Origin of the sequence: Streptomyces sp. NPDC002467 (genome assembly GCF_042889825.1) — a bacterium.
In the GTDB taxonomy this organism is placed as follows: domain Bacteria; phylum Actinomycetota; class Actinomycetes; order Streptomycetales; family Streptomycetaceae; genus Streptomyces.
In genome coordinates this window covers 130,414-149,110 of sequence record NZ_JBIARJ010000002.1, presented here as the reverse complement: position 1 = coordinate 149,110, position 18,697 = coordinate 130,414, and the positions used below count along the sequence as shown (strand labels likewise).

Here is an 18,697-nt window from a genome sequence, read left to right as displayed (position 1 = left end):
GGCCGGTCAGGCCCGGCCGCGGAGCGAGGGACGGCGACGGCGCACCACGTGGGCGCCCGCGCCGAGCGCCGCGGCGCCCACGAGGCCCGCACCGATGGCGGTCTCGGCGGTGGAAGGCCCGATGGAGCCGCCGAGGCCGCCCTGCGAGGGCCGCCCCTCCAGGATGTTGAAGCGGTGCGTGGCGACCAGGCTGTTGTCGTTGCACCGGACCGACAGGGTGTGGGGGCCCGGTGAGGCGTGGTTGAAGATCCGAACGGTGGCGAACCCGATCGAGCCGTCGGACAGACGGGCCTCGGGAAAGTTCCCGGGCGAGGTGACGACGCCTCCGCGGTGGCAGCCCGAGGCACTCACCTGCATCGTGGCGCCCTGGTGCACGGAGTACGGGTTGACCGAGATGTTGCTGGGGCCCCCGCCCCCACCCGCCGGAGAGTTGGCAAAGGCGAACGGGGTACTGAGACCGATCGCGGCGCAGGCCGCCGCCGTCACGGTGAGAGCGCGGAAAGCACGCATGGTGGATCCTCCAGCGGGAAGCGCCCCGGAGCGTCGGCCCCGGATGATCGACGAGAACGCCTCCCTGATCGAACCCTCGGGTCGGCCCGCAATCTCCGCATTTCCGCCTTTGGGCCGCCCGGTTGAGCGACACGCCGAAGCGCGGACGTCGCAGCTGACGGATCCGCAGGTCACGACCCGTCAGGCATTTATGTGACGATTACCTGGATGGGCGCACCCCTTCCGGCCCCTTCCGGGCCGTGCCACCCGTTCGCCCTCCACCGATCGCCGTCCCACCGACCCGGCCTTAACGTGCGTGAAGTAGGGCGTACAGGGGTGGGACAGGAACGCGGGTCGGGACCCCCGCGTCGGGAAGGGAGAACGATGGGCGAGGACGAGACAGGGCAGTCACGCAAACGCTCACCGTGGGGCGTACTCGCCCTCGTCATGCTCACCGGCCTCGCCATGGTGCGCAACGGTGTGGACATGGGCGGCGGGCCGCCGCAGCCCACCGCGGCCTCGGCCGTCGCGGTGACGGCCGATCAGCTGCCGGCGCACCCGCCGACACCGCCGGCGGACATGGAAGTGCTGGAGCACTCGTCGGTGCAGCGCATCCGCATTCCCACGATCAACGTGGACGCGCCTGTGATGACGGTCGGGCTGGACGCGGAGGGCTGGATCGACGCCCCGCCGCCACAGGACCGCAACCTGGCCGGCTGGTACCTCAACGGCATCTCGCCGGGGCAGCGCGGATCGGCGGTGATCGTGGGCCACGTGGACAACGCGCAGGGCCCGGCCGTCTTCTACGGGCTGGGCTCGGTCAAGCCGGGCAACCACATCGAGGTGGAGCGCTACGACGGGCGCACCGCGGTGTTCGAGGTGTACGGCGTGGAGGTGTTCTCGAAGGACCAGTTCCCCGGAGCCCGGGTCTACGGGGACACCGGACACCCGGAACTCCGGGTGATCACGTGCGGCGGCTCCTACTCCAAGTCGCAGGGCTACGACGGCAACGTGGTGGTCTTCGCGCGGATGGTGGAGGCCCGCTGAGCCGACCAGGACCGCGCCGGGCCGGAACGCGCCGGCCCGGAACGCACAGAGCCGGAACCCACAGAGCCGGAACCCACAGGGCCGGATGGCACCGGTCCCGGCCCGATCCGGCCCGGCTCAGCGGGGCGGCAGCACCGGCAGGGTCATCCGGTAGCCCTTGGCCAGCAGCTGGGGCAGGTACGAGTTGATGGCCTGGACGCTCTGCGACCTGTTGCCGCCCGCGTCGTGGGACAGCACGATCACGCCGGGCGCGGCGCCGCCCAGGACCCGGGAGACGATGGTCGTCGTCCCGGGTTCCTTCCAGTCGAGGGTGTCCACCGTCCAGGCCAGCGGCTCCATGCCCAGTTCGGACCCGATCTCGAAGGCCGCGCGGTTCCAGGCCCCGTAGGGCGCCCGGAACCAGAGCGGGGCCTCGCCGACGGCCTTCTGCACGACCTCGCTCGTGCGGCCGATCTCCGAGGCCAGGGCGGACCGGCCGAGCGTGGGGATGAGCGGGTGGGTCCAGGTGTGGTTGCCGATGACGTGGCCCTCGTCGGCCATCCGGCGCAGCAGGTCCCGGTTGTCCGTGGCCATCTCCCCGCAGACGAAGAACATGGCGCGGACGCCGTACCGGGCCAGGGTGTCGAGGATGGCCGGGGTGTAGCGGGGGTCGGGGCCGTCGTCGAAGGTGAGCACCATGCCGTTCGACGTGGCGGCTCCCCCCGGGAGTTCGAGGATGGGCCGGGTGCGCACGGCGGGTTTGGCGGCCGGCGGTCGGACGGGGGCCTCGGCGGTCATGGGGCGCAGCCGGTAGGACTTCTCGGCCAGTTCCTGGGCCCGCATGCCGGGCGGCCCCGCCGCGGCGGGGTGCGGGCCGGGACCGGCGAGCGGGGTGGAGGCGCCCGGTCCGGAACCCGAGCCGGTCCCGGTCCCGGTCCCGGCCCCCGGGGTGCCGGTTTCGCCGTTCGCGGTGAGCAGTCCGGAGGCGGCGGCGACTCCGAGGAAGACGGCGGTGCGCAGGAGCGCGCGACGCCCTACTGTCGGCTCGTCATTTTTCATTACTACTACGTATCAACGACACCGCCGCAGATGTCGAGAGGCGCGGACGCGCCCCCTTCCCGCCACCCGATCAGCCGTGCCGCACCAGGGGGAACGGGAGGGTCTCGCGGATCGTCAGGCCGGTCAGGAACATGACGAGGCGGTCCACTCCGATGCCCAGACCACCGGTCGGCGGCATCGCGTACTCCAGTGCGTCCAGGAAGTCGTTGTCGAGTTCCATGGCCTCCGGATCGCCGCCGGCCGCGAGCAGGGACTGGGCGGTGAGCCGGCGCCGCTGCTCGACGGGGTCGGTCAGCTCCGAGTAGGCGGTGCCCAGTTCGGTGCCGAAGGCGACGAGGTCCCAGCGTTCGGCGAGCCTCGGGTCCTTGCGGTGCTGTCGGGTGAGCGGCGAGACGTCGGTCGGGAAGTCCTTGTAGAAGGTCGGCAGCTTCGTCCGCTCCTCCACGAGCCGCTCGTACATCTCCAGCACCACGTCCCCGCGGGTGTCCTCCGGGGCGTGGGGTACGCCCGCCCGGTCGCACAGCACGCGCAGGACGTGCTCCTCGGTGTCGGCGTCGACCTCCTCGCCGAGGGCCTCGCTGATGGCCCCGTACATGGTCTTGACCGGCCAGGGTCCGGAGATGTCGTGGACGACGAGCTTCCCGTCGGGGCCGGCCTTGTGGGCGATGGGCGAGCCGAAGGCGGCGGTGGCGGCGCCCTGGATCAGCTCGCGGGTGAGGTCGAGCATGACGTCGTAGTCGGCGAAGGCCTGGTACGCCTCCAGCATCGTGAACTCGGGGTTGTGCTTGTAGGAGACGCCCTCGTTGCGGAAGGTGCGGCCCATCTCGAAGACCTTCTCCATGCCGCCCACGCAGAGCCGTTTCAGGTACAGCTCGGGGGCGATGCGCAGGTAGAGGTCGAGGTCGTAGGCGTTGATGTGGGTGCGGAAGGGCCTGGCGTTGGCGCCGCCGTGGATCTGCTGGAGCATCGGGGTCTCGACCTCCAGGTAGCCGCGGTCGAGCAGCCCCTGCCGCAGCGCCTGGACGGCGGTGGAGCGGGCCCGTACGACGTCGCGCGCCGCGGGGCTCGCGACGAGGTCGAGGTACCGGCGCCGGACTCGGGCCTCCGGGTCGGCGAGGCCCTTGCGCTTGTCGGGCAGGGGGCGCAGGCACTTGCCCGTGAGCTGCCAGGAGTCGACGAGGAGGGAGAGCTCGCCGCTCTTGCTGGCGGCCGCCTCGCCGCTGACGACGACGTGGTCGCCGAAGTCGACCTGGGAGGTGAAGGAGTCCAGTGCGCCGGCCCCGGTCTCGTCGCGGGTGAACATCAGCTGCACGTCCCCGGACCAGTCGCGCAGGACGGCGAAGACCACGCCGCCCAGGTCCCGTACGACCATCACGCGCCCGGCGAGCGTGGCCTGTTCGCCGGTGCGGGTGCCGGCCGGGTAGCCGGGGTGCGCGGCCTTCAGCTGGGCCACGGTGTGCGTACGGGGCCGGATGCCGACGGGGTACGGATCGGTGCCGGACTCCCGGATGCGGTCCAGCTTGGCGTGCCGTACGCGGACCTGCTCGGGCAGCCGCTCGCCCGCCGCGGCGCGGTCGGCCTCCTCCCCCACCGCCTCCAGACCCAGGGAGTCGATGGGGGGCAGCCCCTCGGTGGTGGCGGGTGCGGTCAGGCCCCGGTGGTGGGCGTTGCCCCACAGGGTGCGCATGCTGGGTACGGAGACGAAGCCCTCGGCGATGCCGGAGGCGAGGCTGACGCGGGCGAGCGAGCCGGCGTCCTGGTAGCAGAGGAAGCGCGGGTACCACTCGGGGCCATACTTGACGTTCGAGCGGTACAGGGCCTCCAGCTGCCACCAGCGGGAGAAGAAGAGCAGCAGCCTGCGCCACATCTTCAGCACCGGGCCGGCGCCGATCCGGCCGCCCTCCTCGAAGGCGGAGCGGAAGACGGCGAAGTTGAGGGAGATCCTGCGCACGCCGAGGCCCGGGGCGGCGGCGCACAGCTCGGCGACCATGAACTCCATGACCCCGTTGGGGGCGGCACGGTCGCGGCGCATCAGGTCGAGCGAGATGCCGTCCTTGCCCCAGGGGACGAAGGAGAGCAGGGCGATCAGCTCGCCCTGGGCGTCGAAGGCCTCCACGAGCAGGCAGTCCCCGTCGGCCGGGTCGCCGAGCCGGTCCAGGGCCATCGAGAAGCCGCGCTCGGTCTCGGTGTCCCGCCACCGGTCGGCCCGGTCGACGATGGTGTGCATCTCCTCCTCGGAGAGGGTGGAGTGGCGGCGGATGACGGTGGAGGCCCCGGCGCGTCTGACGCGGTTGACGGCCTGGCGGGTGACGCGCATGTCGCGGCCGTCGAGGTCGAAGTGGGCGACGTGCAGGATGGCCTCGTCGCCGAGTTGGAGGGCGCCGAGGCCGGATCGGGCGTAGGCGTTGGCGCCGTCCTCGGAGGCGCCCATGACGGCGGGCTGCCAGCCGTAGCGGCGGGCCACGGCCAGCCAGGCGTCGATGGCGGGGCTCCAGGCGGCGGGGTCGCCGACGGGGTCGCCGCTGGCCAGGGCGACCCCGGCCTCGACGCGGTAGGTCACGCCGGCCTTGCCGTTGGGGGCGAAGACGACGGCCTTGTCGCGCCGGGTGGCGAAGTAGCCGAGGGAGTCGCCCCGCCCGTAGGCGCCCAGCAGCGCGCGGATGCGCGGCTCCTCGTCGCCATGCAGGGCGGCGGTCAGCCGCTGGGAGCGGAAGAGGGTGGCGGCGGCGTTCAGCAGGGCCAGGGCGCCGAAGAGGCCGAGCAGGAAGTACAGGGGCCTGGGCGGTCGGCCGTCGAACTGCCGGTCGGAGAAGAGCCCGCCGAAGACCTGACGGGCGGCCCAGTCCAGCCGCTCCCCCTCGGGCAGGGTGCCGGGGAAGAGCGCGACGAGCCCCCAGCCGACCAGTACGGCGGCGAGCAGCCCGAGCCCGAGCACGAGCAGGGCCCGCCACAGGGCCCCGGGCCGGGAGGCCGCGTAGAACTCCCGGCGGGCTGCGATCAGCACGGCCATGGCGGCCACGCCGACGCCCATCGACGGGACGCCGATCCAGTAGTCTCCCGCGGCGATGATCAGCACGTCGACGAGGACCAGCAGGGCCAAATAGGTGATGACGATCCACCAGGCGACCTTCTTGCGCATGCCCAGGGCCGCGGCGAGGAGGAAGAGGAAGACCGCGTAGGCGAGGTTCGCGCTGACCGGCACGACGATGAGGTCGAGGAAGCGCACGACGTGCCGCAGGAGCCGCCGCAGCGTCGGGGAGAGGGCGAGCAGCGCGCACAGCAGGCCGAGCGCTCCGAAGAACGCCCCGAATGCGTCGGGCACCCGGTTCAGGAAGCGGTTCCGGGTCCCGCGCGTCTCCTCCACGGTGGCACTCATGGTTCGCACTGTAGGGAGGCCGACGGCCGTCCGCGCGCCGAGCGGGATAGCGTGGGGAGGGTGACGGAGCACGTGAACACGGGATTCGAACGCGGTACCGACGGCCCGAAGGTGATCCTGGCCGGGGTCGACGGCTCGGAGTCCTCGCTGCGGGCCGCGGCCTACGCAGCTGGGCTGGCCAGACGGCAGAACGCGCTGCTGGCGCTGGTGTACGTACAGCCCGTGATGGCGGCCGGGGTCTCACTGGGCGCGCCGGTGGCGGAGACGACCGAGGAGATCGCGGAGGGTCTGGTCGCCGAGATCCGGGAATCCGCGGAGCGGCTCAAGGGCATCTACGAGGTGCGCTGGGAGTTCCACACCTTCCGCGGCGACCCCTACGCGGGTCTGGTGAGCGCGGCGGAGGAGCTGACGGCGGACGCCGTGGTGGTCGGCGCCTCCGAGCAGGCGGGCCATCGGATCGTCGGCTCGGTGGCGGTCCGCCTGGTCAAGGCGGGGCGCTGGCCGGTGACGGTGGTTCCGTAGTACCGCGGCCGGAGGGGGCGGCCGCGGCGCCGTGACCGACGGACCCGGTCGGACCGCGGCGCCGTACCCATGTGGCCCCGTCGGGCGCGGCACCGTACCCCTGTGGCCCCGTCGGGCGCGGCACCGTACCCCTGTGGCCCCGTCGGGCGCGGCGCCGTTTCCAGGCGGCCCCGGCCGGGCGCGGCGCGGCCTCACTTCGCCATGGTGAGGCCGTCCTTCGCTGCGCCCCGGCCGAGGACCGCCTCGGTGACGGTCTCCTTGGCGCTCTCGTACTCCTCCCCTTCGGAGTGGAGCGCGAGGTTGACGACGCGGCCGGTGGACAGGTCCATCATCTGCGGGACGAACTCGGCCTTGGTGACCTGCCAGCGCTGCCCGGCGGCGGCCGGCGGTGCGAAGGTGAAGCGGCCGATCGACCCGTAGTTGCCGCGCATGTCCCGCGCGCCGGTGTAGTTGAACATCTCGCCGGCGACCTGGTCGCCCATGCCGTAGACGATCCACGTGCCGTTGACCTTCTCGTAGGCCTGCGGGATGTGCGCGTGGGTGCCGAGGATCAGGTCGATGTCGGGGCGGCCGCCGGTCTGCGAGGCGGTCAGCGCCTTGCCGAGGGAGAGCTGGGTCTCGTCCGGCTCGGTCTGCCATTCCGTGCCCCAGTGCACGCTCACCAGCACCACGTCCGCGCCGGCCTTCCGGGCGGCCCTGGCGTCCGCGATGATCTTGTCCTGCTTCATCAGGTTGACCGCCCACGGCTGACCGTCCGGCATCGGGTAGCCGTTGGTGTCGTAGGTGTAGGCGAGGTGCGCGACCTTCGCGGAGCCCGCCTTGTACGTGGTCACGGTGGTCGCCTCGGCAGCCGTGCGGGCCGAACCGGCGTGCTTCAGTCCGACCTTGTCGAAGCGGTCCAGAGTGCGGCGCAGTCCGTCGCCGCCGTCGTCGAGGGTGTGGTTCGAGGCCGTGGAGCAGCCGTCGTAGCCGGTCGCCTTGAGCGCGTCGGCGACCTCGGGCGGGGATTTGAAGGCCGGGTAGCCGGAGAAGGGGCCGCCCTCCTCGCCGTAGATGGTCTCCATGTGGCAGAGGGCGAGGTCGGCGCCCGAGACCACGGACTTGACGTCGGAGAACATCGGCTTGAAGTCGTATCCGTCGCCGTTGGCGTCGTTCGCGGCGCGCTGGATGACCGAGGTGTGCGGCAGCACGTCGCCGCTCGCGACGAGGGTGAAGCCCTGGGCCGAGGCGGATCCGGCGGCGTGGGAGGGCGTGGGTCGGCCGGTGTCCGCCAGGCGGGCCGGACCGGACTTCCCGGCGGCCGAGCAGCCGGCCGCGGCGGCCGACAGCAGGAGTGCGGACAGGAGGGCGGCCGTTCGCGCGGTGGGCTTGGTCATCTGCCCCAGCTCTCGTTAGTACGACTATCTGATATCCGATCACCTGCAATCCACATAACAGGACGTCCCAAGTCAAGGAACGGATCCGTCCGCCTGCCGCGCACTCACCCCGACGGCCGATACGGATCCCTCCCGGGCGGCCCCGCGGCCCCTCGCCCGCCTGCCGTTCGCCGCGCCGTTCGACCGTTCGCCGACCGGCACGGCCGCCCACCGGCCGACCGGGGTGCTTGGGCGCACGGACTGGACGGAACGGTTCCGAGGCGGCCCGCCGCAGGTCAGGGTGAACGCGTCGCCAACCCGTCGGCCCCCGCACCCCCCGGAAGGAGCCCCTCGTGCCGCTCTCCCCCACCCGCCGGCACACGGCCCCCGAGGCCCTGGCCGAACTCCAACGCGATCACGGACGGGCGCTGTTCGGATTCCTGCTCGGCCTCACGGCCGGTGACGCCCAACGCGCGGAGGACCTCGTACAGGAGACCTTCGTACGGGTCTGGCAGCATCCGGAGGTCCTGTCCACCGAGCACGAATCGATGCGGCCCTGGCTCTTCACGGTCGCCCGGCGGCTCGCGATCGACGCGCGGCGGGCCCGGCTGTCCCGGCCGCAGGAGGTGGACCCGGAAGGGCTGGAGCAGGCGCCCGCCCCCGAGGACGCGGTGAGCGGCTCGGTCACGGCGATCGACGTCCGCCGCGCGGTCGGCTCACTGGGCGCGGAGCACCGGGAGGTGCTGATGCAGGTGTACTTCCAGGACCGGTCCGTCGCCGAGGCCGCCGCAGAGCTCGGCATCCCGGCCGGCACGGTGAAGTCCCGTACGCACTACGCCCTGCGCGCCCTCAGGAAGGGGCTCCAGGGATACGGGTACGGGCTCGGCGCCTGACGACCCCGGTCAGGGAGCGCCTCGAACGTACGCGAACCGGACAGAAAATACATCGATTTCGGCATCAGAGCGTGCAAGTTGAGTAAACATCCCCCGCTCCACGAGCCGCCGGGTGAAGGCTCGTGACCGACGGCGGGAGGCTGGACGCGTGGGAGAAGGTGGAACGGTGCAGCCCGAGGGTACGAACGGCACCAGTGACGGCGGGCTCGCGGTGCCCATGGCGTGGCTCTATGCCGAGTACATCGCGGACGAACTGCTTCGTACGGGCCGGCTGATCCCGGTCAGCACGTTGGAATTCCGGGCCGGCCGCGACACGCTCGCCCTGACGATCTACCTCTCGGACGCGGCCGGCGAGCTGTCCGGGATCCGGGTCGTCTCCCAGCTCGACGAGTGGCTGTCGCTGACGGCGTACGGTCATCCGTGGCGCGACTGGGTCCACACCCGGTTCCTCGCGCTGGGCGAGGAGGCCAGGGAGCGCGGCCGCGGCGAGGACCCCGATCTGGAACTGGCCCGGGTGGCCTGGCGCTGGCTCGACAGCACCGAGCTCCTCGCCACCAACCTCGACCCCGGCCGGCACGGCCACTCCGACACCCCGGCGGCCCTGGACGAGAACGCCCGCGTGTGGACCCCGGCTTGGCAACTCGGCCTGCCGTTGGGTCACTTGGCGATGCACTTGTTCTGAGGCACGGAGCCCACGAGCTCGGGAAGCGGGGCGCGCCGCGCGGTGGCGAGGCCGATGTCGGCGCGGATGGCCCGGTTCAGGTCCCTTCCGCCGGTGCGCCGCACCGGCACGACGATGCCGACGGCGCTACCGGTCCGGGGAACGCTCCGCGGGATCCATCACCAGGCCCGTGAAGTCGGCCTCGTTGCGCTCCGCCCGGGTGACGTACCAGCGCGCGAGCAGCCACATCACCGGATACACGAGCACGCCGAGCGCCGGCCAGACCAGCGTCCGCGAACTCCCGCTCGGCAGTACGAACACCAGCGGAAGCGAGCCCACCAACAGCCCGAGCGCGGCCAGCGCGCCCAGTCCGGCCCGGAGCTGGCTGCGCATCAGAGCCCGTACGTAGGTGGCGCCTAGGGTGGTCTGCTCGGAGATCTCCGAGCGGGCCGGCGCGTGCGCGGGCGGACGGCGGCGATCACCCCGGGCCAGCCCGATGACGATCTCGCGCCGGGGCGGCGACTGCTGCTCCTCGGGCATGGTGCCGGAGTCTACGCAGCGCGGGGCTATTTGAGGAGGCGGGAGAGCCGCCGGTCGGCGAGCGGCCTGCCTCCGGTCTGGCAGGTCGGGCAGTACTCCAGCGAGGAATCGGCGAAGGACACCGAGCGGACCGTGTCCCCGCACACCGGACACGCCTCCCCGGCCCGGCCGTGCACGCGCAGGCCGCTCTTCTTCTCCGCCTTCAGCTCGCCCGCCGCCAGCCCGCGCGCCCGCGCGACCGCCTCGCGCAGGGTGTCCCGCACGGCCGCGTGGAGCTCGGTGACCTGCTCGTCCCCGAAGGACGCGGCCAGTTTGAACGGCGAGACCTTCGCCCGGTGCAGGATTTCGTCGCTGTAGGCGTTCCCGATGCCCGCGATGACGCTCTGGTCCCTCAACACGCCCTTGATCTGGCGTCGTTCCCCCTCCAGGAGGGCGGCGAAGGCGTCCCGGTCGAACTCCTCGGCCAGCGGATCGGGGCCGAGGCGGGCGATTCCGGGCACCTCGTGGGGATCGCGGACCACGTACACGGCGAGACGCTTCTGGGTCCCCGCCTCGGTGAGGTCGAACCCGCCGCCGCCCTCCAGTACGACGCGCAGCGCGAGCGGTCCCTTGCCGGGGCGGGGCGGTGCCGCGGGCAGGGTCTCGTGCCAGCGGAGCCAGCCGGCGCGGGCCAGGTGGGTGACCAGGTGGAGCTCCCCGATCCGCACGGCCAGGAACTTGCCGAAGCGGGCGGTGCCGGCGGCGGTCCGCCCTTCGAGCGCGGTCAGGGGCGGGTCGTACGTCTTGAGCACGCTGACGGCGAGCGGATGGACGCGTTCGACCGTCCGGCCGGGCAGGTGCGCGTCGAGGTACTCCCGCAGGGCCTCGACCTCGGGCAGCTCGGGCATGGCTCCAGCCTGCCGCCGCCGTGGCCGGAGCGCGAGCCGGCCGTGCCTGCCGGTTGCGGGGTGCCGCTGCGCGGGGCCGCTCCCCCACCCCGCCCCTTCCCGAAACCGTGGGCTCCGCCCCCGGACCCCCGGTCCTCAAACGCCGGACGGGCTGGAAGACCTCGGGGCTCCGCCCCGGACCCCGCTCCTCAAGTGCCGGAGGGGCTGGATCGGCGGGCAAATCCAGCCTCGCCGGCGTTTGAGGCGCGGGGTCCGGGGCGGAGCCCCGCACCCCGGGCCCGGCCGGACTGGCGCATGCACCCGCCAGGGGACACCACCCCGACCGCCGAGCCCCCGCAGGGGTCACGTCAGCCCATCACGAACTCGCACCACACGCACTTGCCGCTCCCCCTCGGCTCCACCCCCCACACGTCCGCCAGCCGGTCCACCAGCATCAGGCCCCTGCCCGAGACCCCCGCCTCGCCCGCCTCCCGGCGCCTCGGCAGGGCGCTGGAGCGGTCTTCCACTTCCACTCGGAGTCGGCGCTGCGGGCCCTCCAGGACCCGGAGGGTCACGATCGCCGGGCCGTCCGTGTGCATCAGCGCGTTCACGATGAGCTCGTCCGCGACGAGCTCGATCTCGTCGGCCCGTTCCCGCGCGCCCCACGCGCGCACCGCCGCGCCGATCATGTGCCGCGCCGCGACCAGCGCCTCGGGGTCGCCCGGGGCCACGTGCTGCCGAAGGCGGCCCCCGCCCCCGGGGGTGGTCGGCGCGTGCCGGCGCAGCAGGAGCAGTGCCATGTCGTCGTCGCCGCCGCGTTCGTCTATCACCCCGCACAGCAGGTCCGCCAGCCGCTGGAGGTCCCCGGGGCCGCGGCGGACCAACGACGTCAGCAGCTGGATCCCGTCGTCGAGGTCGGCGCCGGGTTGTTCCACGAGGCCGTCCGTGCACAGCAGGAGCGTTTCTCCCGGGTCCAGTTCCACCGTGGTCACCGGGTATTCGAGGCGGCCGAACTCCACGGAGAGCCCGAGGGGCATGCCACCGCTCACCGGGAGGCGCCGGCAGTCCCCGTCCGGGGTGCGCAGCAGCGGGTCGATGTGGCCGGCCCGTACGAGTTGCAGCACGCCCGTCGCAAGGTCGGCCTCCACGTACGTGCAGGTCGCGAAGCGGTCGGTGTCCAGTTCGTGCAGGAAGACGGAGGCCCGCGCCATCACCGTCCCCGGCGAGTGCCCCTCCGCCGCGTACGCGCGCAGCACGATCCGGAGCTGGCCCATCACCGCCGCCGCGTGCGTGTCGTGGCCCTGGACGTCGCCGATGACCGCGCCGACCCGGCCGCCCGGCAGCGGGATGACGTCGTACCAGTCGCCGCCGATGTCCTGGCCCATCCGGGCGGAGCGGTAGCGGACCGCGATCTCGCCGCCCTGCACCGACGGGATCCGGCGCGGGAGCATCGCCTGCTGGAGTCCCTCGGCGAGGTCGTGCTCCTGCTCCAGCAGCATGGCCCGCTGGAGGCTCTGCGCGATGCTGCTGCCCAGCGCCACGAGCAGGTTGCGCTCGTCCTGGGTGAAGCCGTCCTTGTCCTGGTAGAGCAGGCCGATCGCGCCGATGGGCCTGGCCTGGGCGATCAGCGGCAGGTAGGCGGCCGCCGAGATGTCCATGTACGAGATCTTGGCCCAGAGCGCGGGGTAGTCCTCGGCGAACTCCTGCGCCGAGTCGAGGAACCGCGGCTGGAGCGAGCGGACGACCTCGCTCATCGGGTACGGCTCGTCGATGCGGGTGTACCGGGTGCCGGGGACGAAGCTGCCTTCGGGTCCTTCGGCGACGAGGTGGATCCGGCCGGCCTCGACGAGGCCCATCACCATGCCCATGGAGCCGAGCCGTTCCAGGCCGTGGGCGTCGCCGAGGGCGTCGATGACGTCCTGGACGGTGCGCGCGTGGGCGAGTGCGGCGGTGGTGGACTCCACCACCGAGGTCTGCCGGCGCCGTTCCTCGTCGAGGCCGAGCCGCTCCGCCGAGTGGCTGAGCTCCTCGGTGGCGTCCCGCACGATGCCGATGATCCGGTACGGGCGCCCGTCCGGGCCGCGCATGACGCGGCCCTGGGTGTGCGTCCAGCGCAGCCGTCCGTCGTGGCAGCGGATGCGGAAGTAGGCGCCGTAGGTGTCCACGCCGCTCTTGAGGGCGGAGGAGACCAGGGCGTCGAGCCGGGCCCCCTCGTCGGGCGGGACCCGCGGGGAGAGGGACTCGGGTCGGCCTTCGTACTCGTCCGGCGTCGTGTCGAAGACGTCGAGGGCGGCTTCGTCCATGTGCATGAGACCGGTGATCAGGTCCCAGTCGAAACTGCCCATGCGGTTGAGTGACAGCGACCGGTCCGGGTGTGCGGGCCAGTCGTCCGGCAGCGATACGGTGGTCGGCACCGATCCACCATGACACACCCGCCGGTCAGGCGCTCTCCAGCGAGTACCCCGGGTCCGAGGCCGGCGGCGTGAGGTTCGGGTCCGCGTTCGGGTCGCCGTTGGGGTTGGAGTACGGGTCCGTGTAGGGATCCGCGGGCGGATTGGCGAAGGGGTCGTTCGGGTCGGTCGGCAGCGGCGTCGAGCCGTCGGGCTCCAGGGGGACTCCGGACTCGGAAGGGAACTGCGGCGGCAGGTCGGACGGGGTGTCCGTCGGTGTGTCGGAAGGCGGCAGCGGTTGCGGCTGTTGCTGCGGCGAGGCCGGATTCGACGGGGCGGCCGGGTCCTGCGAGAGCGGGGCGCCGGGCGGGCAGTCCGTCGGCGTGGGCGCCGGGGTCGCCGGCGGGGAGGTCTTGGCCGGGCCGTTGTCGCCGGGACCCGCGCACGGGTCGCCCGGGGCGGTGCCCGGCGGTCTGCCCCCGGGGTTGGTGGAGGGGCCGGACGGGATGCCGTCGGCGGGGTCGAACTGGGGCGCCACCTGTGGCGGGCGGTCCTGGGCGCCGTCGTCGCCGTGCTTGCGTTCGAGCCAGGTGTTGTCGGCGATGTTGACGATCACCAGGCTGTTGATCACGTGGATGGTGGGCTCGATGACGACGACCTGGTTCGGCTGGTAGCCGTTCCACGCGTCGCCCTTGTGCACCGGAGAGCCCTTCGCCGCACGCGGGGAGGCCAGCGGGTTGCCGCACCCGCAGCGGACCCGGGGCATTCCGTGCTCGTCGACGAGGACGGCCGTGCCCGCCTGGAGGACGGACTGGTAGCCGTCGGCCCGGCCGTCGCGGAATCCGTGGTTGGTGACCCGGGTGTCGGCGCGGAGCACGACGGGGGTCAGCCCCCGCAGGAACTCGGGGATCTTCGCCTGTTCGATGTCGGCGGCCTCGGCGAAGGCACGGGCCTTGGCGTTGTCCTCCGTGAGGTGGCGGACCTGCTGTTCCACGTCGCAGCTCCCCAGCCGCTGGGTCCCTCCGTACAGGCCGGGGGTGTCGGCGCTGACGGTGCGGATGCCGCGCCCGGTCGGATTGGGCAGCGGGGGCTGTACGGGAGCGGACTCGGCGGTGGCCGAGGAGGTGGTGAAGGGGTCGGGGCCGGCCGAGGCCACGGGCTGGAGGTAGACCTCCTGGCTCTCGGGTCCGGCGTTCGCCGTGGCTTTGTCGTGTCCGCCGCAGCCTGCCGCGAGCAGGCCCAGCGCGGCGAACAGGGCAGCGCCCGCCGGTACCTGACGACGTGGTGCCTGACGAGGTGTCGGAGGTGTCGGTCCGTACACGTGGATCTCCCTTTCGCCCCGGTTGCTCACTCTTGTCTGACGCATGCCCGGGAGTGTCGCAACCGGAGCGTCACTTGAACATGTTCAAGCAACCTCGTAAGGTCATCATCGTGAGTTGAACGCGTTCAACGCGTTGGCCGCGCATATGGGGGGAGTCCAGGGTGACGGCACTGGTGAACACGATCGTCACCCTGGGCATGCTCTACGTGGTCCCCGCCGGCCTGCGCCTGATCGACCCGGCGGGACTGCGCCGGGCCGCCCGGCTCTGGCCCCTGCCGGCCGCTGCCGGGGCCGTGTCCCTCTGGCTGCCGCGCGGAACACCCGCCACCGTGCTCGCGGCACTGTACGCCGCCGCCTGCCTGGCCCTCGCCGCGCGGGCCCCGGCCGGGCTGCCGCGCGGCCGTCGGCCCCTCGCCCGTCCGGCCGGGATCGCCGTGGCCACGGCCCTGGTCTCGCCCTCGGTCGCGGGGATCGCGCTGGTCGCCGAGCGCGCCGGGTACCGGCTCTTCGGCTTCGACCTCGACGTCCTGGCGCTGACCGTGCCGCACTTCCACTTCGCCGGGTTCACGGCCGCCCTGGTCGCCGGGCTGGTCTGCCGGGCCGCCCCCGCCGGTCCCCCGAACCGGCTGTCACTCGGGGCGGCCTACAGCGTCCCCGCGGGCACCGCGCTGGTGCTGCTCGGCTACTTCGTCGACGACTGGGCCGAGCTGGTGGGCGCCTCGGTCCTGACCGCCGGCATGTGGGCCGTGGCCCTGCTGACCTGGCGGGAGATCCGCCCCGGGTCGCGGGACCGCACCACACGGGTGCTGCTCGCCACCTCGTCGACGGTCCTGCCGGCCACCATGCTGCTCGCCCTGTGGTGGGCGGCGGGCGAGGCCACCGGCATCGTGCACCCCACCCTGACCTGGATGGCCGCCACCCACGGCCTCGGGAACGCCCTGGGATTCGCCGTGTGCTCGCTGCTGGCCTGGCGCCGGCTGAGCTCCGACATCCACCCGGGCGTCCGTGCGGACGCCCGCCCGACCGCACACCTTGAGGAGACATCGACATGACCCGCCTCATCGGCGCCGGACGGGAAACGGTCTGCTACCCCGACCGGGGTGCCACGGCCCGTCTGCCGTTGCCCGCCGGATACAACCACCTGCGCCACCGGACCCTGATCGGGCACGGCCGGGCCGCCTTCGAGGCCGCCGGGACCGCGGTGACCACGTTCCAGGCCCACCGCGCCTCCGGCATGCGGGTCCGGGCCGAGGGAGGCGCCGTCCGTCCCGGCGGCCGGGTGGTCGTGGGGATCGGCTTCGGGCCGCTGCGGATCGAGGCCCCGTGCGAGGTGATCTGGACGGCCTGCGAACCGGCCCGCGTGGGATTCGCGTACGGGACCCTGACCGGCCACCCGGAATGCGGCGAGGAGTCCTTCGTCGTGGAGATCGACCCCGACGGCACGGTGTGGTTCACGGTGACCGCCTTCAGCCGCCCGAACAGCTGGTACACCCGGCTCGCGGGTCCGGTGGTCCCCTTCCTCCAGCTCCGCTACGCCCGATGGCTGGGCAGGCACGTGCGCAGGCTGGCCGCGGCAGCCTGACCCGTCCGATACTGGAGGCGATGGACTGGTTCACGGCGCCCGGCTACTGGCTGGCCCGGATGGTCTTCCAGCGGGCCCTGGCCGGCGTCTACGTCTTCGCCTTCGTCGGAGCCGCCCTTCAGTTCCGGGCCCTGATCGGGGCGCACGGCATGCTGCCCGTACCGCGCTACGTGCGGTACGTGCCCTTCCGGCGCGCGCCCAGCCTGTTCCAACTGCGCTACTCAGACCGGCTCTTCGCCTGCTGCGCCTGGGCCGGGGCGGCTCTCGCCGCGGCCCTCGCCTTCGGTGCGGGGGACGAGGTGCCGCTGCCTGTGGCCATGGGGATGTGGGCCGTGCTGTGGCTGCTCTACCTCTCCATCGTGAACGTGGGGCAGACCTGGTACTCCTTCGGTTGGGAGTCGCTGCTGCTGGAGGTGGGGTTCCTCGCCGTCTTCCTCGGCAACGCGCGCGCCGGGCCGCCGGTGCTGGTGCTGTGGCTGCTGCGGTGGGTGCTGTTCCGCGTCGAGTTCGGGGCGGGGCTGATCAAGATGCGCGGGGACTCCTGCTGGCGCAAGCTCACCTGCCTGTACTTCCACCACGAGACTCAGCCGATGCCGGGGCCGCTGAGCTGGTTCTTCCACCATCTGCCGAAGCCCCTCCACCGCGTGGAGTGCGCCGCGAACCACGTGACCCAATTGGTCGTCCCGGTCCTGCTCTTCACCCCGCAGCCGGTGGCCTCGTACGCGGCCGCGATCATCATCGCGACGCAACTGTGGCTGGTGCTGTCGGGGAACTTCGCCTGGCTGAACTGGATCACGATCACGGTGGCGGTCGCCGCCGTGGACTTCACCGGGATCGCGGGTGCTCCCCCGGCCGCCGCCTCGCGGGAGGCGCCGGTCTGGTACGTGGCGGTCGTGTGCGCGGTGACCGCCCTGGTGCTGTTCCTCAGCCGTCACCCGGTGCTCAACATGATCTCGCGCCGGCAGGTGATGAACCGCTCCTTCGACTCCTTGCACCTGGTCAACACCTACGGGGCCTTCGGCTCGGTCGGCCGGGTCCGGATGGAGGTGGCGGTCGAGGGCACGACCGAGGGCGGCTCCCACCGGGCGCCGCCGGACGAGGACTCCTGGCGGGAGTACGGCTTCAAGGGCAAGCCGGGGGAACCGCACCGGCTGCCGCGCCAGTTCGCCCCCTACCACCTGCGCCTGGACTGGCTGATGTGGTTCGCGGCGATCTCCCCCGGTTACGCGGAGGACTGGTTCGGGCCGTTCGTGGAGCGGCTGCTGGCGGGCGACCGCGACACGCTGCGACTGCTGCGCCACAACCCTTTCCCCGACGCCCCTCCCCGGTACGTCCGGGCACGGCTCTACCGCTACCGCTACACGACCTGGCGGGAGCTGCGCGAGACGGGCGACTGGTGGCACCGCACGCTGGTGCGCGAGTACCTGCCGCCGACCCGGCTCGCGGAAGCCGCCCGGTCAGAGCCCCAGTAGCGCCGCCTCCCGCTCGGCCGATATGCCCTTCTGCGGGCGGTCGGACCGTTGTGGGACGACTCCGCCGAGTGACCGGACCCAGGCCCAGGTGTCGGCCACGGTCTCCTCCACGGGGCGGCAGACGAGACCCGCCTCCAGGGCCTTGGTGACGTCGCCGCGGCACATGTAGTCGTGCAGCTCACCCTCGGGGAGCCAGACGGGCAGCTCGGTCCAGGGCTCGATGCCGGCCTTCTCGATGACCGCCGCGTCGGTCCAGCGCGGTTCGGCCTCCGCGCCGGTCGCGGTGACGCAGGCGTCGAGGAAGCCGCCCATGGTGGCGTGGTCGGCCGGGGAGACCACGTTGTAGGCGCCACCGAGCCCGGCCGCGCCCGCGTCGAGGGACCAGCGCGCGAGGTCGCGCACGTCGATGTACTGGAGCAGCTGTCCGGGGTGTCCGGGTGCGAGGAAGGGGCCGCCGCGGGCGATCCGGTTCAGCCACCAGGGCAGTCGGCCGACGTTCTCGTAGGGGCCGAGTATCAGCCCGGCGCGCACCAGCAGGGCGCGCTCGCCGAAGGCGTCCAGGGCGGCGAGCTCACCGCCCCGCTTGTCCTCCGCGTAGGCGCTCTCCTCGGCGTCGGGCGAACCCTCGACCACCGGCCCGTCCTCGGCGAGCCCGGGCGGAGCGGGGTACGCGTACACGGAGCGGCTGGATATGTACACGTACCCGCCGGCCCGACCGCGCAGCAGCCTGGCGCTGTCCCGTACGGCGGTGGGCGCGCCGCTCCAGGTGTCGACGACGAGGTCCCACTCACCCTCGGCGAGGGCGTCCAGGCCTCCGGGGGCCGTACGGTCCCCGTGCACGGCGGTGGTGCCCGGCGGGGGCGCGTGGTGTCCGCGGTGGAAGACGGTCACCTCCCAGCCCCGGGCGAGGGCGTCCTCGGTGATCGCGCGTCCGACGAATTCGGTGCCACCCAGCATCAGGAGTCTCATGCAGGCAGCCTGCCCGGGCGGAGGGGGCGGCGGAACCCTTGATCGCTCTCGGCGATGACGCTCACGGCGTACGGGTTCGGGGAACTCCACGGCCCGGTCGGACGGTCGACCGCCACTCCGACCAGGCCTGATTCCGGGCCGGCCGGAACACAGGACGGTCGGGAGTCGGGACGGTC

At 72.8% G+C, this 18,697-nt stretch carries 17 protein-coding genes; 7 read left to right on the top strand and 10 right to left on the bottom strand.

Going from position 1 to position 18,697, the window contains the following annotated elements; genetic code table 11:
• Positions 1-6: 6 nt before the first annotated feature.
• Positions 7-510: a hypothetical protein gene (locus ACFYYJ_RS04025; RefSeq protein WP_384759339.1), complete on the bottom strand. Its 504-nt coding sequence runs from the start codon at positions 508-510 to the stop codon at positions 7-9.
• A 363-nt stretch (positions 511-873) separates the two neighbouring features.
• On the opposite strand from ACFYYJ_RS04025, the gene ACFYYJ_RS04020 reads away from it, so the two are divergent.
• Positions 874-1,536, top strand: coding sequence for a class F sortase (locus tag ACFYYJ_RS04020; protein ID WP_385125197.1), 663 nt, complete (start codon positions 874-876; stop codon positions 1,534-1,536).
• Positions 1,537-1,653: 117 nt separating this feature from the next.
• Here the strand turns inward: ACFYYJ_RS04020 and ACFYYJ_RS04015 are convergent, their stop codons facing one another.
• Together ACFYYJ_RS04015 and lysX are read right to left on the bottom strand one after the other, a co-directional pair.
• Entirely contained in the window at positions 1,654-2,574 is a 921-nt protein-coding gene (locus ACFYYJ_RS04015) for a polysaccharide deacetylase family protein (protein ID WP_389128248.1), read from the bottom strand.
• Positions 2,575-2,644: 70 nt separating this feature from the next.
• On the bottom strand, positions 2,645-5,950 hold the full coding sequence (lysX, locus tag ACFYYJ_RS04010) for a bifunctional lysylphosphatidylglycerol synthetase/lysine--tRNA ligase LysX (protein ID WP_389128246.1): 3,306 nt from the start codon (positions 5,948-5,950) through the stop codon (positions 2,645-2,647).
• A gap of 60 nt (positions 5,951-6,010) precedes the next feature.
• Between lysX and ACFYYJ_RS04005 the strand changes: the two genes are divergently transcribed.
• Positions 6,011-6,472, top strand: a complete 462-nt coding sequence (locus ACFYYJ_RS04005) for a universal stress protein (RefSeq protein ID WP_384589622.1) — start codon at positions 6,011-6,013, stop codon at positions 6,470-6,472.
• Between the two features lie 191 nt (positions 6,473-6,663).
• Here the strand turns inward: ACFYYJ_RS04005 and ACFYYJ_RS04000 are convergent, their stop codons facing one another.
• Positions 6,664-7,848, bottom strand: a complete 1,185-nt coding sequence (locus ACFYYJ_RS04000; protein ID WP_389128244.1) for a CapA family protein — start codon at positions 7,846-7,848, stop codon at positions 6,664-6,666.
• A gap of 332 nt (positions 7,849-8,180) precedes the next feature.
• Here ACFYYJ_RS04000 and ACFYYJ_RS03995 point away from each other — a divergent pair, with 332 nt between their 5' ends.
• Together ACFYYJ_RS03995 and ACFYYJ_RS03990 are read left to right on the top strand one after the other, a co-directional pair.
• Positions 8,181-8,720 (top strand): sigma-70 family RNA polymerase sigma factor, encoded by a 540-nt coding sequence (locus tag ACFYYJ_RS03995; RefSeq protein ID WP_389128242.1) that lies wholly within the window; start codon positions 8,181-8,183, stop codon positions 8,718-8,720.
• Between the two features lie 217 nt (positions 8,721-8,937).
• Positions 8,938-9,402, top strand: coding sequence for a hypothetical protein (locus ACFYYJ_RS03990; protein WP_389129034.1), 465 nt, complete (start codon positions 8,938-8,940; stop codon positions 9,400-9,402).
• Here ACFYYJ_RS03990 and ACFYYJ_RS03985 read toward each other — a convergent pair.
• The 5 genes from ACFYYJ_RS03985 to ACFYYJ_RS03965 form a co-directional block, all read right to left on the bottom strand.
• Positions 9,378-9,506 (bottom strand): hypothetical protein, encoded by a 129-nt coding sequence (locus tag ACFYYJ_RS03985; protein WP_389128240.1) that lies wholly within the window; start codon positions 9,504-9,506, stop codon positions 9,378-9,380. The genes ACFYYJ_RS03990 and ACFYYJ_RS03985 overlap by 25 nt on opposite strands.
• Before the next feature lie 22 nt (positions 9,507-9,528).
• Positions 9,529-9,921 carry a hypothetical protein gene (locus tag ACFYYJ_RS03980; RefSeq protein WP_389128238.1) on the bottom strand — a complete coding sequence of 131 codons (393 nt, stop codon included), beginning with the start codon at positions 9,919-9,921 and terminating at the stop codon, positions 9,529-9,531.
• Between the two features lie 26 nt (positions 9,922-9,947).
• Positions 9,948-10,808, bottom strand: coding sequence for an Fpg/Nei family DNA glycosylase (locus ACFYYJ_RS03975; protein ID WP_389128236.1), 861 nt, complete (start codon positions 10,806-10,808; stop codon positions 9,948-9,950).
• 347 nt (positions 10,809-11,155) lie between these two features.
• On the bottom strand, positions 11,156-13,219 hold the full coding sequence (locus ACFYYJ_RS03970) for a SpoIIE family protein phosphatase (RefSeq protein ID WP_389128234.1): 2,064 nt from the start codon (positions 13,217-13,219) through the stop codon (positions 11,156-11,158).
• A 7-nt stretch (positions 13,220-13,226) separates the two neighbouring features.
• Entirely contained in the window at positions 13,227-14,543 is a 1,317-nt protein-coding gene (locus ACFYYJ_RS03965) for a DUF6777 domain-containing protein (protein WP_389128232.1), read from the bottom strand.
• Between the two features lie 116 nt (positions 14,544-14,659).
• On the opposite strand from ACFYYJ_RS03965, the gene ACFYYJ_RS03960 reads away from it, so the two are divergent.
• Genes ACFYYJ_RS03960 through ACFYYJ_RS03950 form a run of 3 tightly spaced genes read left to right on the top strand, consistent with a single transcriptional unit; the run spans position 14,660 to position 17,552 of the window.
• Positions 14,660-15,550: a YndJ family protein gene (locus ACFYYJ_RS03960; protein ID WP_389128229.1), complete on the top strand. Its 891-nt coding sequence runs from the start codon at positions 14,660-14,662 to the stop codon at positions 15,548-15,550.
• Entirely contained in the window at positions 15,547-16,080 is a 534-nt protein-coding gene (locus ACFYYJ_RS03955) for a DUF1990 family protein (protein WP_389128227.1), read from the top strand. Before ACFYYJ_RS03960 ends, ACFYYJ_RS03955 begins: the two co-directional genes overlap by 4 nt.
• A gap of 20 nt (positions 16,081-16,100) precedes the next feature.
• Positions 16,101-17,552 (top strand): lipase maturation factor family protein, encoded by a 1,452-nt coding sequence (locus tag ACFYYJ_RS03950; RefSeq protein WP_389128225.1) that lies wholly within the window; start codon positions 16,101-16,103, stop codon positions 17,550-17,552.
• Here the strand turns inward: ACFYYJ_RS03950 and ACFYYJ_RS03945 are convergent.
• Positions 17,538-18,521: an NAD-dependent epimerase/dehydratase family protein gene (locus ACFYYJ_RS03945; protein WP_385125217.1), complete on the bottom strand. Its 984-nt coding sequence runs from the start codon at positions 18,519-18,521 to the stop codon at positions 17,538-17,540. The two genes, ACFYYJ_RS03950 and ACFYYJ_RS03945, sit on opposite strands and share 15 nt — an antisense overlap.
• Positions 18,522-18,697 lie beyond the last annotated feature (176 nt).

Coding starts and splice junctions, on each gene's coding strand:
- ACFYYJ_RS04025 (WP_384759339.1), bottom strand. CDS start 510: ATGCGTGCTTTCCGCGCTCTCACCGTGACGGCGGCGGCCTGCGCCGCG.
- ACFYYJ_RS04020 (WP_385125197.1), top strand. CDS start 874: ATGGGCGAGGACGAGACAGGGCAGTCACGCAAACGCTCACCGTGGGGC.
- ACFYYJ_RS04015 (WP_389128248.1), bottom strand. CDS start 2,574: ATGAAAAATGACGAGCCGACAGTAGGGCGTCGCGCGCTCCTGCGCACC.
- lysX (WP_389128246.1), bottom strand. CDS start 5,950: ATGAGTGCCACCGTGGAGGAGACGCGCGGGACCCGGAACCGCTTCCTG.
- ACFYYJ_RS04000 (WP_389128244.1), bottom strand. CDS start 7,848: ATGACCAAGCCCACCGCGCGAACGGCCGCCCTCCTGTCCGCACTCCTG.
- ACFYYJ_RS03990 (WP_389129034.1), top strand. CDS start 8,938: ATGGCGTGGCTCTATGCCGAGTACATCGCGGACGAACTGCTTCGTACG.
- ACFYYJ_RS03980 (WP_389128238.1), bottom strand. CDS start 9,921: ATGCCCGAGGAGCAGCAGTCGCCGCCCCGGCGCGAGATCGTCATCGGG.
- ACFYYJ_RS03975 (WP_389128236.1), bottom strand. CDS start 10,808: ATGCCCGAGCTGCCCGAGGTCGAGGCCCTGCGGGAGTACCTCGACGCG.
- ACFYYJ_RS03965 (WP_389128232.1), bottom strand. CDS start 14,543: ATGCGTCAGACAAGAGTGAGCAACCGGGGCGAAAGGGAGATCCACGTG.
- ACFYYJ_RS03955 (WP_389128227.1), top strand. CDS start 15,547: ATGACCCGCCTCATCGGCGCCGGACGGGAAACGGTCTGCTACCCCGAC.
- ACFYYJ_RS03950 (WP_389128225.1), top strand. CDS start 16,101: ATGGACTGGTTCACGGCGCCCGGCTACTGGCTGGCCCGGATGGTCTTC.
- ACFYYJ_RS03945 (WP_385125217.1), bottom strand. CDS start 18,521: ATGAGACTCCTGATGCTGGGTGGCACCGAATTCGTCGGACGCGCGATC.